This is a genomic window from Nocardiopsis sp. CC223A, assembly GCF_030766825.1.
GTDB lineage: Bacteria > Actinomycetota > Actinomycetes > Streptosporangiales > Streptosporangiaceae > Nocardiopsis.
Genome location: NZ_JASFDV010000020.1, coordinates 1 through 13810, shown reverse-complemented (window position 1 = coordinate 13810; position 13810 = coordinate 1). Strand labels below are relative to the sequence as shown.

General features: G+C 73.7%; 11 protein-coding genes. 3 read left to right on the top strand and 8 right to left on the bottom strand.

The window, feature by feature from the left end; all coding sequences use genetic code 11:
• The first annotated feature begins 260 nt into the window (after positions 1–260).
• The gene (locus QJS33_RS10570; RefSeq protein ID WP_306367726.1) at positions 261–722 is read left to right on the top strand and encodes a hypothetical protein; all 462 of its coding nucleotides are present in this window, start codon (positions 261–263) and stop codon (positions 720–722) included.
• A gap of 41 nt (positions 723–763) precedes the next feature.
• On the opposite strand, the gene QJS33_RS10565 is transcribed toward QJS33_RS10570, so the two are convergent.
• From QJS33_RS10565 to QJS33_RS10545, 5 genes are all read right to left on the bottom strand, one after another.
• Positions 764–2221 carry a rhamnulokinase family protein gene (locus QJS33_RS10565; protein ID WP_306367725.1) on the bottom strand — a complete coding sequence of 486 codons (1458 nt, stop codon included), beginning with the start codon at positions 2219–2221 and terminating at the stop codon, positions 764–766.
• Positions 2218–4308 carry a bifunctional aldolase/short-chain dehydrogenase gene (locus QJS33_RS10560; protein WP_306367724.1) on the bottom strand — a complete coding sequence of 697 codons (2091 nt, stop codon included), beginning with the start codon at positions 4306–4308 and terminating at the stop codon, positions 2218–2220. Before QJS33_RS10560 ends, QJS33_RS10565 begins: the two co-directional genes overlap by 4 nt.
• The gene (rhaI, locus tag QJS33_RS10555; RefSeq protein WP_306367723.1) at positions 4305–5486 is read right to left on the bottom strand and encodes an L-rhamnose isomerase; all 1182 of its coding nucleotides are present in this window, start codon (positions 5484–5486) and stop codon (positions 4305–4307) included. The genes QJS33_RS10560 and rhaI overlap by 4 nt, the downstream gene beginning before the upstream one ends.
• Before the next feature lie 263 nt (positions 5487–5749).
• Entirely contained in the window at positions 5750–6691 is a 942-nt protein-coding gene (locus tag QJS33_RS10550; RefSeq protein WP_306367722.1) for a universal stress protein, read from the bottom strand.
• A 108-nt stretch (positions 6692–6799) separates the two neighbouring features.
• A complete protein-coding gene (locus QJS33_RS10545; RefSeq protein ID WP_306367721.1) occupies positions 6800–7849 on the bottom strand; it encodes a glucose 1-dehydrogenase in 1050 nt (349 codons plus the stop codon).
• 429 nt (positions 7850–8278) lie between these two features.
• On the opposite strand from QJS33_RS10545, the gene QJS33_RS10540 reads away from it, so the two are divergent.
• On the top strand, positions 8279–9319 hold the full coding sequence (locus QJS33_RS10540) for an ABC transporter substrate-binding protein (RefSeq protein ID WP_306367720.1): 1041 nt from the start codon (positions 8279–8281) through the stop codon (positions 9317–9319).
• A gap of 215 nt (positions 9320–9534) precedes the next feature.
• Here the strand turns inward: QJS33_RS10540 and QJS33_RS10535 are convergent, their stop codons facing one another.
• The 3 genes from QJS33_RS10535 to QJS33_RS10525 all read right to left on the bottom strand — a co-directional run bounded on the left by QJS33_RS10535 (position 9535) and on the right by QJS33_RS10525 (position 12285).
• The gene (locus QJS33_RS10535) at positions 9535–10329 is read right to left on the bottom strand and encodes a helix-turn-helix domain-containing protein (protein WP_306367719.1); all 795 of its coding nucleotides are present in this window, start codon (positions 10327–10329) and stop codon (positions 9535–9537) included.
• Between the two features lie 47 nt (positions 10330–10376).
• Positions 10377–10787, bottom strand: a complete 411-nt coding sequence (locus QJS33_RS10530) for a hypothetical protein (RefSeq protein WP_306367718.1) — start codon at positions 10785–10787, stop codon at positions 10377–10379.
• A gap of 475 nt (positions 10788–11262) precedes the next feature.
• Entirely contained in the window at positions 11263–12285 is a 1023-nt protein-coding gene (locus QJS33_RS10525) for a zinc-binding alcohol dehydrogenase family protein (protein WP_306367717.1), read from the bottom strand.
• Between the two features lie 151 nt (positions 12286–12436).
• Between QJS33_RS10525 and QJS33_RS10520 the strand changes: the two genes are divergently transcribed.
• Positions 12437–13729 (top strand): Ig-like domain-containing protein, encoded by a 1293-nt coding sequence (locus QJS33_RS10520; protein WP_372339633.1) that lies wholly within the window; start codon positions 12437–12439, stop codon positions 13727–13729.
• Positions 13730–13810 lie beyond the last annotated feature (81 nt).

Below are 13810 nucleotides of genomic sequence, written 5' to 3'. Positions count from 1 at the left end.
TCCGGACACTGTGGCATGAGAACCGGCACAGGCTCAAGACAAGCTGCCAGGACCCAGCGGCCGGGGCAGCACGCACGTGCACGCTCAAGCCCTGAGATCGGGCGGGTCAGATGTGTGCGGTCTCTACCCCCATGGGCCTGAAACGGAAGGAAGACCTCTCTCAACCCCCTGGGTGAGAGAAAGCGATTCCTGCTTCGGGCGGGTGGGCAACCTCATTCGGCTGACGGAGTGGTGTCGGCATGGGATGGAAGAATCCGGGGATGCACCTGAGTATCGACCCGGCCCGGCAGGTCACCCCCTCGGCATGTGACCACTGTGGTTCCGAGCACCTACGGATCTGCGGATTCATCAACAGCGAGCGCGGCGCGTTCGCCATCTACTACGCCTCGCTCTACGACCACGACGGGGTCCACGAGGCCTACGTCGACGTGGTGATGGATGACGTATGGAACGACAGCCCACTGGACCCCAGCCCCAATCGGACGACCTTCGGCTGCCGCGTAGGGCCGGTGGAGGGCGCCCCCGCACCGGCGTGCTCACTCGTACAGGCGGCGCAATTCCATGAGGGCAACCCCTTCTACGGGGACCGCCTCGACCGGGACAAGGCCCTCCCCCACCCGTGGCTGCCCCTGTTCTGGGGGACCATGGATCACCTCCTCGAACACGAACCCGACATTCACGCACACGTGTACTGCGTCAACGCCGCCCCTCGGGAAAGCTGAAAGCCCGCGACCCCCGAATGGGAGCCACGGGCGAACGAGGGTCAGATGCGGCGGGCGGCCCCTTCCCACAGTGTCTGCGGGCCGTCAGGGTGATAGGTGACGGTCTCGACAGAAGCGGCGACGATGCGGCGCAGGTCGGACAGGTCTCCGTCCACAGCACCCACGGCGCGGGCCTGCACCAACAGGTTTCCCATCGCGGTGCCCTCGGCCGGGCCCGCGATGACAGGAAGGCCCACAGCGTCGGCGGTGAGCTGACACAACAGCGCATTGTTCGCCCCGCCACCGACGATGTGGACCACCTCCACATCTTTTCCGCTCAGTCCGGCGGCTTGGCGGACCGCCCTCCGGTAGGCCAGGGCCAGCGAGTCCAGGATGCAGCGGGCGACCTCGGCCTCGCCCTCCGGCGCGCGCTGGCCGGTCTCGGCGGCGAACGCGGCGATGCGCGCGGGCATGTCCCCCGGCGGCAGGAACCGCGCGTCCTCCACGTCCACCACGCACCCCAGCGCCGGAACCCGGGCCGCCCGCTCCAGCAGGTCCGCCAGGTCCACACCCTTCCCCTGTTCACGCCAGGTGCGCAGCGACTCCTGGAGGAGCCACAGCCCGCCGACGTTGCGCAGGTAGCGGACGGTGCCGTCCACCCCCAGCTCGTTGGTGAAGTTCGCGGCGCGGGACGCCTCGGTGCGCACCGGCGCATCCAGCTCCACCCCGACCAGCGACCACGTCCCGGAGGAGATGTAGGCGAAGTTCGGCGTGGTCGCAGGCACCGCGACCACCGCCGAAGCGGTGTCGTGGGAGCCCACCGCCACCAGCGGGGCCCCGGCCGCACCGCCGAGATCGCCGCGCAGGGGCGCGACCACCGTCCCCGGCTCGACCAGGTCCGGCAACAGCCCGCGGGCATCGACGCCGAAGGACTCGGCGAGCACGTCCAGCCCCTCCGGGGCCCAGCGGCGTTCGCGCACGTCCACCAGGCCGGTGGTGGAGGCGTTGGTCAGTTCCGCGGCCTTCACCCCCGTCAGCCAGTACCCCAGCAGATCCGGGATGAGCAACAGGTCCCGAGCCGCCGCCGGACGGGCGGAGCCCGCCTCGGCGGCCAGTTGGAACACCGTGTTGAACGGCTGCACCTGGAGCCCGTTGACCGCGTACATCCGCTCGGCAGGCCAGTGCGCGAACACCTTCCCGGGCACCCCGTCGGTGCGCGCGTCCCGGTAGTGGACCGGATTCCCCAGCAGCGCGCCGTCGGCGTCCAGCAGCCCGTAGTCCACCGCCCAGGTGTCGATGCCCACCGACACGGGAGCGATCCGCCGCAGCCCCTCGACCGCCCCCGCGTACAGGGACAGCACGTCCCAGTGCAGGGTGGTGCGCTCCGCGGCGGGCACCGCGACCGGACCGTTGGGGAACCGGGCGACCTCCTCGGTGCGCAGCCTCCCGTCCTCGAACCGCCCCGCGATGACCCGCCCGCTGGACGCCCCCAGGTCGATCGCCGCGTGGACGGCGCTCATCGCAGGAACGCCGCGGCCACGCCGCCGTCCACGGGCACGTGCAGCCCCGTGGTGTGCGACAGGTCCCCCGCCGTCAGCGCGAACACCGCGTTCGCCACGTGCTCGGGCAGCACCTCGCGTCCCAGGATGGTGCGCTGGGCGTAGAACCTGCCCAGCTCCTCTTCCTCCACCCCGTACACCTTGGCGCGCTGCGCCCCCCAGCCCCCCGCGAAGATCCCCGAGCCGCGCACGACCCCGTCCGGGTTGATCCCGTTGACGCGGATGCCGTGCCCGCCCAGCTCGGCGGCGAGCAGCCGCACCTGGTGGGCCTGGTCGGCCTTGACCGCGGAGTAGGCGATGTTGTTGGGCCCGGCGAACACCGCGTTCTTGGACGCGATGTACACGATGTCGCCCCCCATCCCCTGCGCGATCATCAGGCGCGCCGCCTCCCGCGACACCAGGAACGACCCCTTGGCCATCACGTCGTGCTGGAGGTCCCAGTCCCGTTCGGTGGTCTCCAGCAGCGGCTTGGAGATGGACAGCCCCGCGTTGTTGACGACCAGGTCCACCCCGCCGAACGCCAGCGCGGCCTCGCGCAGCGCCCGCGCCACGGCGTCGGCGTCGCTGACGTCGCAGGCCACCCCGACGGCGACGTCGGAGTTCCCCAGCTCCGCGGCGGCGGCCGCCGCCTTGTCCGCGTCCAGGTCGGCGACGACCACGCACGCCCCCTCGGCCGCCAGCCGGGTGGCGATGGCCTTGCCGATACCGCTCGCCGCACCCGTCACCAGCGCCACCCGGGCGGCCAGCGGCTTGGGCTCGGGCAGCCGGGCCAGCTTGGCCTCCTCCAGCGCCCAGTACTCGATGCGGAACTTCTCCGACTCCTCGATGGGCCGGTAGGAGGACACCGCCTCCGCCCCGCGCATCACGTTGACGGCGTTGACGTAGAACTCGCCCGCCACCCGCGCCGTCTTGGCGTCCTTGCCGAACGAGAACATCCCCACGCCCGGGACCAGCACGATCGCCGGGTCGGCGCCGCGGATGGCCGGGCTGTCCGGGGTGGCATAGCGCTCGTAGTAGGCGCGGTACTGCGCCCGGTACTCCTCGTGCAGTTCCTTGAGCCGCGCGACGGCCTCTTCCAGCGGGGCGTCGGCGGGCAGGTCCAGGACCAGGGGCCGGACCTTGGTGCGCAGGAAGTGGTCGGGGCAGGAGGTGCCCAGGGCGGCCAGGCGCGGGTGCTCGGCGCGGGCCAGGAAGTCCAGGACGACGTCGCTGTCGGTGAACCGTCCGACCTGCGGGTGGTCGGTGGAGGCCAGGCCGCGGACGACCGGGGCCAGGGCGGCGGCGCGTTCGCGGCGCTCGGCCTCGGGCAGGGCCTCGCGGCCGGGCAGGACCGGGCCGAAGGGCTCGGGGCGGCCGCGCTCGGCGATGAAGCGCTCGGCGGTGCGGATGATCTCCAGGGAGTTGGCCTGCGCCTCCTCGCTGGTCCGCCCCCAGGCGGTGATGCCGTGGCCGCCCAGGATGGCACCGATCGCGTTCGGGTTCTCCTCGGCGACGGCGGAGATGTCCAGGCCGAGCTGGAACCCGGGGCGCCGCCAGGGCACCCACACGACGCGGTCGCCGAAGCACTCGCGGGTGAGCGCCTCGCCGTCGGCGGCGGTGGCCAGGGCGATGCCGGAGTCGGGGTGCAGGTGGTCCACGTGCGGGGCGTCGACCAGGCCGTGCATGGCGGTGTCGATGGAGGGGGCGGCGCCGCCCTTGCCGAAGAGGCAGTGGTCGAACGCGGCGACCATCTCGTCCTCGCGGTCCTCGCCGGGGTAGACGTCCACCAGGGCGCGCAGCCGGTCCAGGCGCAGGACCGCCAGGCCGTCCTCGGTGAGGGTGCCCAGGTCTCCGCCGGAGCCCTTGACCCACAGGACCTCGACGGGTTCGCCGGTGACGGGGTCGGTGCGCTCGCCCTTGGCGGAGGTGTTGCCGCCGGCGAAGTTGGTGTTGCGCGGGTCGGCGCCCAGGGTGTTGCTGCGGGCGATCAGCTGGTCGACGACGGTGTCGGACACGGGGTCTCCCTGTGTTGCGGTGCGGTCGGTCTGCCGGGGCCCGGGGGTGCTCATGCGCCCCACCCGGCCTGGGTGCCGCCCTTGCGCTCGTCGATGACGCGCTCCATGTAGCCGGAGCGGGCGTGTGCGGCCATGGGGTCGGGGTCCAGGCCCTGTTCGGCCCGCAGGTCGGCGAGCATGGGGCGCACGTCGGTGTTGTAGGCGTCCATGACGACCGCGTTGGCGGCCAGGACGTCGCCCTCGCGCTGGGCGGCGGCCAGGGCGTCGGCGTCCACGAGCAGGGCCTTGGCGGTGGCCTCCTGCACGTTCATGACCGAGCGGATCTGGCCGGCGATCTTGGGTTCGATGTTGTGACACTGGTCGAGCATGAACGCGACCCGGGTGTCGGCGTCCAGGCCGCCGCCGCGCACGACCTCGTACATGATGCGGAAGAGCTGGAAGGGGTCGGCGGAGCCGACCATGAGGTCGTCGTCGGCGTAGAAGCGCGAGTTGAAGTCGAAGGCGCCGAGCTTCCCGGCGCGGAGCAGGAACGCGACGATGAACTCGATGTTGGTGTGCGCGGCGTGGTGGCCGGTGTCCACGCACACGACGGCCTTGTCGCCCAGTTCCAGGCAGTGGGCGTAGGCGGTGCCCCAGTCGGGGACGTCGGTGGCGTAGAAGGCGGGCTCGAAGAGCTTGTACTCCAGCAGCATGCGCTGGTCGGGGCCGAGCCGGTCGTGGACCTCGGCCAGGGCCCGGGCGAGGCGGTCCTGGCGGGCGCGCAGGTCGTCCTGGCCGGGGTAGTTGGTGCCGTCGGAGAACCACAGTTTGAGGTCGCGCGAGCCGGTGGCGTCCATGATGTCGACGCACTCCAGGAGGTGGTCGATCGCCTTGCGGCGCACGGCGGGGTCGGGGTTGGTGACGCTGCCGAGCATGTAGTCGTCGTCCTGGAACACGTTGGAGTTGACGGCCCCGATGGAGATGCCCAGCTCGCGGGCGTGCCCGGCCAGCGCGGCGTAGTCGTCGACCCGGTCCCAGGGGATGTGCAGGGCGACCGTGGGGGCGACGCCGGTGAGGCGGTGGACCTGGGCGGCGTCGGCGAGCTTCTCCCACGGGTCGCGGGGGACGCCCTGCTGCGCGAAGACCTTGAAGCGGGTGCCGGAGTTGCCGAACGCCCAGGAGGGGAGCTCGATGTGCTGGCGCCGCAGGACCTCCAGGGCGCCCGCGCGACGGTCGGAGGAGGGTGTGGCCACGGCGGATCTCCGTTCGCTGCTGCTGTACCGATCAAGTGCCGCCGAACGAGGTACTTGAATCGTTTTAATAGGTGCTGTGCGAAGATTATCCCTGGGGCGGGAAGAGCGTCAAGACACGGCTATGTGGTGGAACACAGCCCTGAATGCCGTGTAGATGAATCGTTTTTACCGATGTGTGGCCGGAATCCGCGCCCGCACGGCGAGGGGGCGGCCCGGCGGCTCCCCGCCGGACCGCCCCGCGGTCGCTCCGGTCGCTCGGCCCGTCAGTCGGTGCCCCCGGACCAGGGCAGCGTCTCCAGGTGCTCCTCCGCCCGGTGCGGGATCACCACCACCGGAACCGCGGCCCCGTGCAGCACCGCCTGGCTGACCGAGCCCAGGAAGAGCCCGCGCAGGCCGCCCCGGCCACGCGAGCCGACCACCACCAGGTCGGCGTTCTCCGCCTCCGCCAGCAGCGCCCGCTCCGGGGCCTGGCGGCTGCGCACCACCGACACGTCGACGCCCTTCGCCTCGTCGCCGACCTCCTCGAACATCGCGGCGACCAGCTCGCCCGAACGCTGCTCCAGCAGCTCGTCCGGCGGGGTCCACCCCGAGGCGGCCAGCGCCTCCGGAGCGAAGGGGGTGGCCACCTCCCAGCTGTGCACCACCGTCACCGCGGACCCGTCCTCGTGCGCCCGCCCCAGGGCGAACCGGAGTACGGGCAGGGAGGCCTCCGAGCCGTCCACGCCGACCACGATCCGGCCCGTGCGGCCGGTGTGCGCCCACTTCTCCGGCACCACCGCCACCGGGCAGTGCGCCCGGGCCGCCAGGCGCACCGAGGTGGAGCCCATCACCGCCGAGCGCAGCGCGCCCAGCCCGCGCGAGCCCACCACCAGCAGGTCGTCGTGCCCGGCCCGCTCCAACAGTGCCGGGGCGGGGTCGTCCATCACCAGGGACGCCTCCACCCGAACACCCGGGGACAGCCCGCGCACCCGGCCGGCGGCGGCGTCCAGGGTCTGCTCGCCGTGCGCGATCAGCTGCCGGGTGGCCGAGGGGCGGGCGGGGCCCTCGGACATCACCACCATCGGCATCGGCAGCGCGAGCACGACGTCCACCGGGCATCCGGTCCGCGCCGCTTCGGCCGCCGCCCACTCCAGGGCGGCGTCGGCGTGCCCGGACCCGTCCACGCCCAGGACGATCTTCGGGGATCGGCGGTCATCGGCGGCCATCGGCGGACTCCTCGTGTCTGGGCACCCTCATGGGTCACCTGCCCTCGCACCGGGGCCGAAAACACCGCGGAGGTCCCGCCGGGGAGGGTCCCAGGTCCCCGCGCGGGTTCACAGGTCCACGACGACCTTGACCTGGTCGCCGGGCGGGGCGGCGAACACCTCGGCGGCCTCGGCCAGCGGCACCCGGCGGGTGATCAACCGCTCCAGCCAGGTGTGGTCGGCCTTCTCCAGGGCCCCGGCGGCCTGTTCGTAGTGGCGCCGGTTGGCGTTGACCGAGCCGAACAGCACGTCGTTCTCCAGGACCAGGCGCCGCCCCATGAGGTCGGAGTCGATCTGCACCGGCCCGGTGGCGCTGCTCAGGCCGACGAAGCACACGATACCGTCGGCGGCGTTGTACTCCATGGCGTCGAGGATGACCGGGCTGGCGCCGGTGGTCTCGACGATGATGTCCAGTGACACCCGTTTCGCCAGGTCGGCCACGGTGCCGGTGTGGTAGGTGGCGCCCAGCGCCGCCACCAGCTCCGGTTTGAGGCCCTCCTCGGCCCGGTCCAGGACGTGCACGTCCAGACCGCGCTGCACGCCCAGCAGGGCGGCGAGCAGGCCGATCGGTCCGGCCCCGGTGACCAGGACGGTGTCCGGGTCGAACCAGGCGCGGCCCCCGATGCGCTCGATCTGCTCCCAGGCCTTGGCGACGACGGTGGTCGGTTCCATGAGGACGCCGACCCGCTCCAGCGCCGGGGCCAGGGCCACCGCGTAGTCGGCCGCCACCGTCCACTGCTGGGAGCCGTAGCCGTCGAGTTCCTTGATGCCGCGCTCGGTGAACCGGCCGTTGCGGCACATGTCGAACTCGCCGTGCCCGCAGGGACCGCAGGGCAGCGGGTCCGGGCGGCGCACGATGCCCACCACCAGGTCGCCCGGAGAGAACCCGCTGCCGGGCGGGGCCTGGCGGACCCGGCCCAGGGACTCGTGCCCCAGGATGAGGCGCTCGCGGCCGGGCGGGGCGGCGCCGTACTCGCCGCTCGCGATCTCCCGGTCGGTGCCGCACACGCCCAGGGCGATCCCGTCGACGAGGAGGTCCCCGTCCCCGGGCACGGGCGGTTCGACGTCCTCCACCCGCACCGATCCGTTCCGCAGGGGTTCCACCGTGAGCGCCTTCATCCGTCCTCCGCCGTGTCCGGTCCGTTCGGTGGCGGCCGGGTGGCCGCCCCTGGAGTGGTTCCCCCTGCGGGGCCCGGGCATGGCGGGCGGACGGTGTCTTGACCCGGACGTGTCCGGTCCTTGGGTCGGGTGTCGGCGGTCCCGGTCCGGTGTCCGGTCGGCCCGGGGGCGCGACAGCGACAGCGACAGCGACAGCGACAGCGACAGCGACAGCGACAGCGACAGCGCGAACTCCGGGAACCCCGGCCCCGGTTCCCGATGGCCCGGCGGAGGGGCGGGCCCGACCGCTGCGCGACGCGGTGGGTCCCGGCACACCGCGGGACCCCGGCGCCCAAGCGGTCTCCTGCGCGGTGCGGTGGGCCGTTGCGCGGCGGCGCCCGGTGGTGTTAGGCAGTGCTGACCGGATCCCCCTCTCCCCCGGAGGTCGCCGTGCCGCACCCTTCCCTCAGCCGACGCGCCCTGTTGGCCGGTACCGCGGGCGCGCTGGGGCTGGCCGCCGCCGGCTGCGGCCGGGGCCGCGACGACGCGGACCCGGGCGCGTCCGCGGGCCGCGGCGGCTACCCGCTGACGGTGGAGCACAGGTTCGGTGCCACGGAGATCCCCGCCGAACCGCAGCGCATCGTCACCGTGGGCCTGACCGACGTGGACGCCGTGCTGGCCCTGGGCGCGGGTCCGCGGCTGGTGGGCGTCACCGACTTCTACGAGGAGTTCGCGTACGGGGTCTGGCCGTGGGCACAGGGTTCGCTGGGCGGGGCGACGCCGGAGGTGATTCCGCGGCCGGAGGGCGACCGGCCCGACCTGGAGCTCATCGCCGCCCTGGAACCGGACCTGATCGTCGGGCTGTCCAGCGCTCTGACGCAGGAGGACCACGACGCCCTGTCGGTGCTGGCGCCCACGGTGGCCCAGCTCGGCGGCTTCCCGGACCGGGGTGCGCCCTGGGACGAGATGACGCTGGCGATCGGCCGGGCGCTGAACCGGGAGGAGGAGGCCGCGGGGCTCGTCGCCGGGGTGAAGGGGCGGTTCGCCGGGGTGAGTGCGTCCCATCCGCAGTTCCAGGGGGCGAGCGCGGTGGTCGCCGAGCGGCTCGACGGGACCTTCCTGGTGCTCTCCCCCGCCGACCCGCGTTCCCGCTTCCTGGAGGCGCTGGGGTTCGAGGTGCCCGCGGAGGTCACGGAGCCGGCCGGGGACTCCGGTGCCGCCCCGCTGGCGGAGGAGGACCTGGGGCTGCTCGACCGCGACCTGCTGGTGTGGAACGCCGGGTTCAGCCCGGGGCTGCGCGAGGAGCTGGCCGACCACCGGGTGTACCAGAGCCTGGACGCGGTGGCGCAGGGGCGTGCGCTCATCGTGGACGATGTGGTGGTGTCGGGCGCGCTGGCCTGGAGCACGGTGCTGAGCCTGCCGTTCGCGCTGGAGCGGCTGGTGCCGCGCATCGCCGCCGCCGTGGACGGCGACCCGGACACCCCCGCCTGAGCGCTCCCTCGCGGCGAGGCGCATCCGGTCCGGCGCGGCGGCGTGTCCGGCACGAACAGCCCCCGGGCGTACCGCGGCAGAGCCCGCGAAAAGGGCGTTCCCGCAACCTCCCTGCCCCGGGGGCCGGAGGGCATCCGGGGCCGGGGACGACGCCGTCGGCACCGTTCGGCACGGGCACGGGGGTCCGGCCGGGTCGCCGCCGTGGCCGGGCGGGGTCAGGCGCCGGTGCGGACGGCGCCCAGGGCGCGGGCGGTGGCGTCGTCGGCGGGGAAGAACGACTCGATGGCCAGTTCGGAGACGGTGACGTCCAACGGGGTGCCGAAGGTCGCCACGATGGACAGGAACGACAGCTCCTGCCCGCCCCGGCGCAGCCGCAGGGGCACCGCGATGGGCGGCGTCCCCCGGGGCGGGCCCGGGTCGCCGCCCGGGTAGGCGGCCAGCTCCCGGTACAGCTCGACCAGGCCGGCGTCCCCGGTCCAGTCGGCCTGTAGGCGCAGCCGGTGCAGCAGGTGGGCCCGCCACTGGTCCAGGTTGGCGATGGCGGGCGCCATGCCGCGCGGGTGCAGGCCCAGCCGCAGCACGTTCACCGGCGGGGCCAGCAGGTCGGGGGCGACCCCCTCCAGCAGCAGGGCGGCCCCGGCGTTGGCCTCGACCAGGGTCCAGACCCGGTCGACGACCACCGCCGGGTACGGGTCGTGCCCGGCCAGGACCCGGCGCACGACCTCGCGCACCGGGCCCATGTCGGCGTCGTCCAGAGGGCGTTCGGCGAAGACCGGGGCGTACCCGGCGGCGATCAGCACCCTGTTGCGTTCGCGCAGGGGGACGTCCAGGCACTCGGCCAGCCGCAGGACCATCTCGCGGCCCGGGCGGGAGCGGCCGGTCTCCACGAAGCTGAGGTGGCGGGCGGAGACCCCGGCGCGCAGGGACAGTTCCAGTTGGCTGAGCCTGCGGCGGTTGCGCCACTCCTTGAGGAGCCCGCCGGCCTCCGTGCGCTCGGTCGTCCCGGTCACGCCGCTCCCTTCCTCCGTGCTGCGGCCCACTTTAAGGGGGTGGTGCGTCAGGCCAGGTCCGTGCGGCGCAGGGCGGCGGCCTCCAGGGCGGCCAGCACGGCGACGGCGGCCGCCTGCACCAGCAGGAACGCCGTGCCGAAGCCGTTCGGGTCGACCAGGACGCCCAGGCCCAGGGCCCCCGTGGCCGCGACCCATACGGCGTTGACCGCGACGACGGTCCGCACGGCCGCCCGGGTCAGGCCGCGGCCCGAGGCCAGCAGGCCCAGCCAGGCGCCGAAGCCCAGCAGGAAGACCCCGGCCGGGACGAGCAGGGCGCCGGGCAGGTTCAGCAGGCCGGGCAGCCACGGGGAGGCGGCGGTGAGCAGCGCGCCGGAGGCGAGGCAGGAGGCGGAGTCGGCGCCCAGCAGCAGGCGCAGCGGGCGGGTGGCGGAGGCGGCGGGAGCGGTGCGGGCGGTCATGGTGGTTCCCCTTCCGGGTGGTGTCCGTCGACATCACCGAGCATCCCGGCCGCAGGGAAGGACGTCGATTACCTCCCGGGTAATGAGGGGCGTGATCATCACCGTTGACCTGCGAGAACCCGGGCCGGATTCTTTCCCTCGGCCGCGGTGGGCGCCCCGGGCACCCCCTACCCGGTCGGGGCTTGCGGACCGCCGCCGTGACCGTGCCGCCGTAGCCGGACCCCGCGTCGGTGCGCCCCGCGCTCACCGGCCCCGGCCTACCGCCGGCCGGGCTCGCCGCCACGGCCTTCACGTCCCGACGGCGGCGGCCCGGAACCGCCCGCTTCTCTCCGACCTCCGGGTGTTCCGTATACAGGATCCTCGCGGGCCCGGGTCCCGCGCACCCGGCGGCGGTCCGGTCGCCGGCGGCGCGGAAGGGTGCGCGGGGTCCGGCGTCGGGAGATCGGGCGACGGCCCGCGCGGACGCCGCGGCCCGTCAGGCCCCCGGGACCAGGACGGCGGCGCCCGCGAACCGGCCCGCCTTCAGGTCCGCCAGCGCCCGGGGCGCCTCCTCCAGCGGGTACACGGTGGTGGTCACCGACAGCCGGACCGCCCGGGCTATCGCCAGGAAGGCGCGGGCGTCGGTGCGGGTGTTGGAGGTGACGCTGCGCAGCTCGCGTTCCTGGAACAGGTGCTCCCGGTAGTTCAGCGGTGGAACGTCGCTGAGGTGGATGCCGGCCACCGACAGCACCCCGCCGCGGTCCAGGGCGGCCAGCGCCACCGGTACCAGGTCGCCGACCGGGGCGAACAGGATCGCGGCGTCCAGGGGTTCGGGCGGGGCCTCGCGCACCCCGCGCGCGGAGGCCGCCCCCAGGTCCAGTGCCAGGCGGCGGGCCCGCTCCCCGCGGGTGAGCACGTGGACGCGGGCGCCGCGGGCGAGGGCGACCTGGGCGGCCAGGTGGGCGCTGCCGCCGAACCCGTACACGCCCAACCGCCCGCCCTCGGGCAGTGCGGCCCGCTGTAGGGCGCGGTGGCCGATGATGCCCGCGCACAGCAGCGGGGCCAGGTCGCGGTCGTCGTACCCGGCGGGCAGGGGGTGCACGTGGGCGGCGGGGGCCAGGGCGTACCCGGCGTAGCCGCCGTCGGCGTCCCAGCCGGTGTAGCGGGAGTCCGGGCACAGGTTCTCGGCCCCGCGCACACAGAACCGGCAGCGGCCGCAGGTGTACCGCAGCCAGGCGACGCCCACGCGTTCGCCGACCCGGGGTGCGGTGACGCCCCGCCCGGCCGCGGCGACCTCGCCGACGATCTCGTGCCCGGGCACCACCCGCTCCCGGTGCACGGGCAGGTCCCCCTCGGCCACGTGCAGGTCGGTACGGCACACCCCGCAGGCCAGCACCCGCACCAGCACCTCTCCGGGGCCGGGTACGGGCACCGGGCGGCGCACCCGGCGCAGCGGTCCGTCCTCGACCGGGCCGGGTGCGGCGACCTCCCATGCGGTCATCTCGTCCGGGATCGGCATGGTCCACCTCCTGCCCGGTTCGTTCCCGCCAGGGGTCGAGAACGCCCCGACAACAAGAGAAATATGTCCAAGGATGCGCCGTATGAGCGAACCTTTTCCGGGGACGGGAGTCTTACAGGACACCAGCGTTCTACGGAAACGAGGTCCCACAGTGATGGGCACGATCCCCCCGTCGGCTCCGGTCCGGTACGGCATCGCTCTGGCGGCGCTCGCGCTCGCGGCCACCGCCTGCACCTCCCCTGGGGGAGGCGACGACCCCGGGGAGCCGACCTCCGAGGCCGCGGAGATCACCATCGCCCCCGCGAGCGGTGCCGCGGCCGTCGCCCCGAACACCCCGGTCACGGTCACCGCCGAGCACGGCACCATCTCCGAGGTCACGGTCGACCAGGTCGTCCCCGACCAGCCCGAGGACGAGGTCTCCCCCTTCGAGATGACCGGCACCCTCAGCGAGGACGGCACCGCCTGGACCGCCGACTGGAACCTGGCACCCGGCGCCGACGTGACCGTGACCGCCACCGCGGAGGGCGCGGACGGCGAGACCACCGAGCTGGTGCACGAGTTCACCACCGAGCAGGCCGTGGCGGGGCAGCGGCTGGAGCTGGTGCGCAACCACCCGAACTCCGGGCAGACCGTGGGTGTCGGTATGCCGGTCTTCATCCAGTTCGACCTGCCCGTCACCGACAAGGCCGCCGTGGAGAACTCCCTCAAGGTGGTCTCCGAACAGGCCGTGTCCGGTTCGTGGCGGTGGATCGACGACGAGACCGTCGCGTTCCGCCCGGAGACCTACTGGGAGCCGCACCAGAAGGTCACCGTGGAGATGCACCTGGCGGGTGTGGCGGCGTCCGAGGGCGTCTACGGGGTCCGGGACCACCGTGTCGACTTCGAGATCGGCCGCGAGCTGCGCGTCGACATGCACGTGCCCGACCTGGAGGCGACCGTCACCGTCGACGGCGAGCAGGTGCGCACCTTCCCGGTGAGCAACGGCGACGGGACGTCGAACTTCTCCACCACCAGCAGCGGCGTCCACGTGCTCATGGAGCGCCAGGAGACGGTGCGCATGAACTCCGACACCGTCGGCCTGCCCGAGGGGCGCGCCCCCTACGACACCGAGGTCAAGTACGGGGTGCGCACCTCCAACAGCGGGGAGTACTTCCACCAGTCCCCCAACCCCAACATCGGCATCGCCAACACCTCCAACGGGTGCACGAACATGGGGATGGACGACGCCCTGTGGTTCTACGAGAACACGCTCATGGGCGACGTCGTGGAGACCACCGGCACCGACCGGATCAAGGAGTGGAACAACGGCTGGGGCTACTGGCAGCTGAGCTGGGACGAGTGGCTGGCCGAGAGCGTCACCGGTGAGCCGCACGTCACGGACGGGTCCAACCCGCCCGGGTCGCCGTTCGGTGCGCAGGCCGCCGAGGCGAACGAGGAGGAGTAGGCGCGGACACTTCCGGGGGCGCGGGCCGATGCGGGCCCGCGCCCCCGCCGTGCCTCCCGCCCGGCCGCGGCCCGTGCGCCG

Bases quoted from the DNA above. Each gene is read 5' to 3' on its own strand.
- QJS33_RS10545 (WP_306367721.1), bottom strand. From the start codon at position 7,849: ATGAAGGCGCTCACGGTGGAACCCCTGCGGAACGGATCGGTGCGGGTG.
- QJS33_RS10570 (WP_306367726.1), top strand. From the start codon at position 261: ATGCACCTGAGTATCGACCCGGCCCGGCAGGTCACCCCCTCGGCATGT.
- QJS33_RS10560 (WP_306367724.1), bottom strand. From the start codon at position 4,308: ATGAGCACCCCCGGGCCCCGGCAGACCGACCGCACCGCAACACAGGGA.
- QJS33_RS10525 (WP_306367717.1), bottom strand. From the start codon at position 12,285: ATGCCGATCCCGGACGAGATGACCGCATGGGAGGTCGCCGCACCCGGC.
- QJS33_RS10565 (WP_306367725.1), bottom strand. From the start codon at position 2,221: ATGAGCGCCGTCCACGCGGCGATCGACCTGGGGGCGTCCAGCGGGCGG.
- QJS33_RS10550 (WP_306367722.1), bottom strand. From the start codon at position 6,691: ATGGCCGCCGATGACCGCCGATCCCCGAAGATCGTCCTGGGCGTGGAC.
- QJS33_RS10530 (WP_306367718.1), bottom strand. From the start codon at position 10,787: ATGACCGCCCGCACCGCTCCCGCCGCCTCCGCCACCCGCCCGCTGCGC.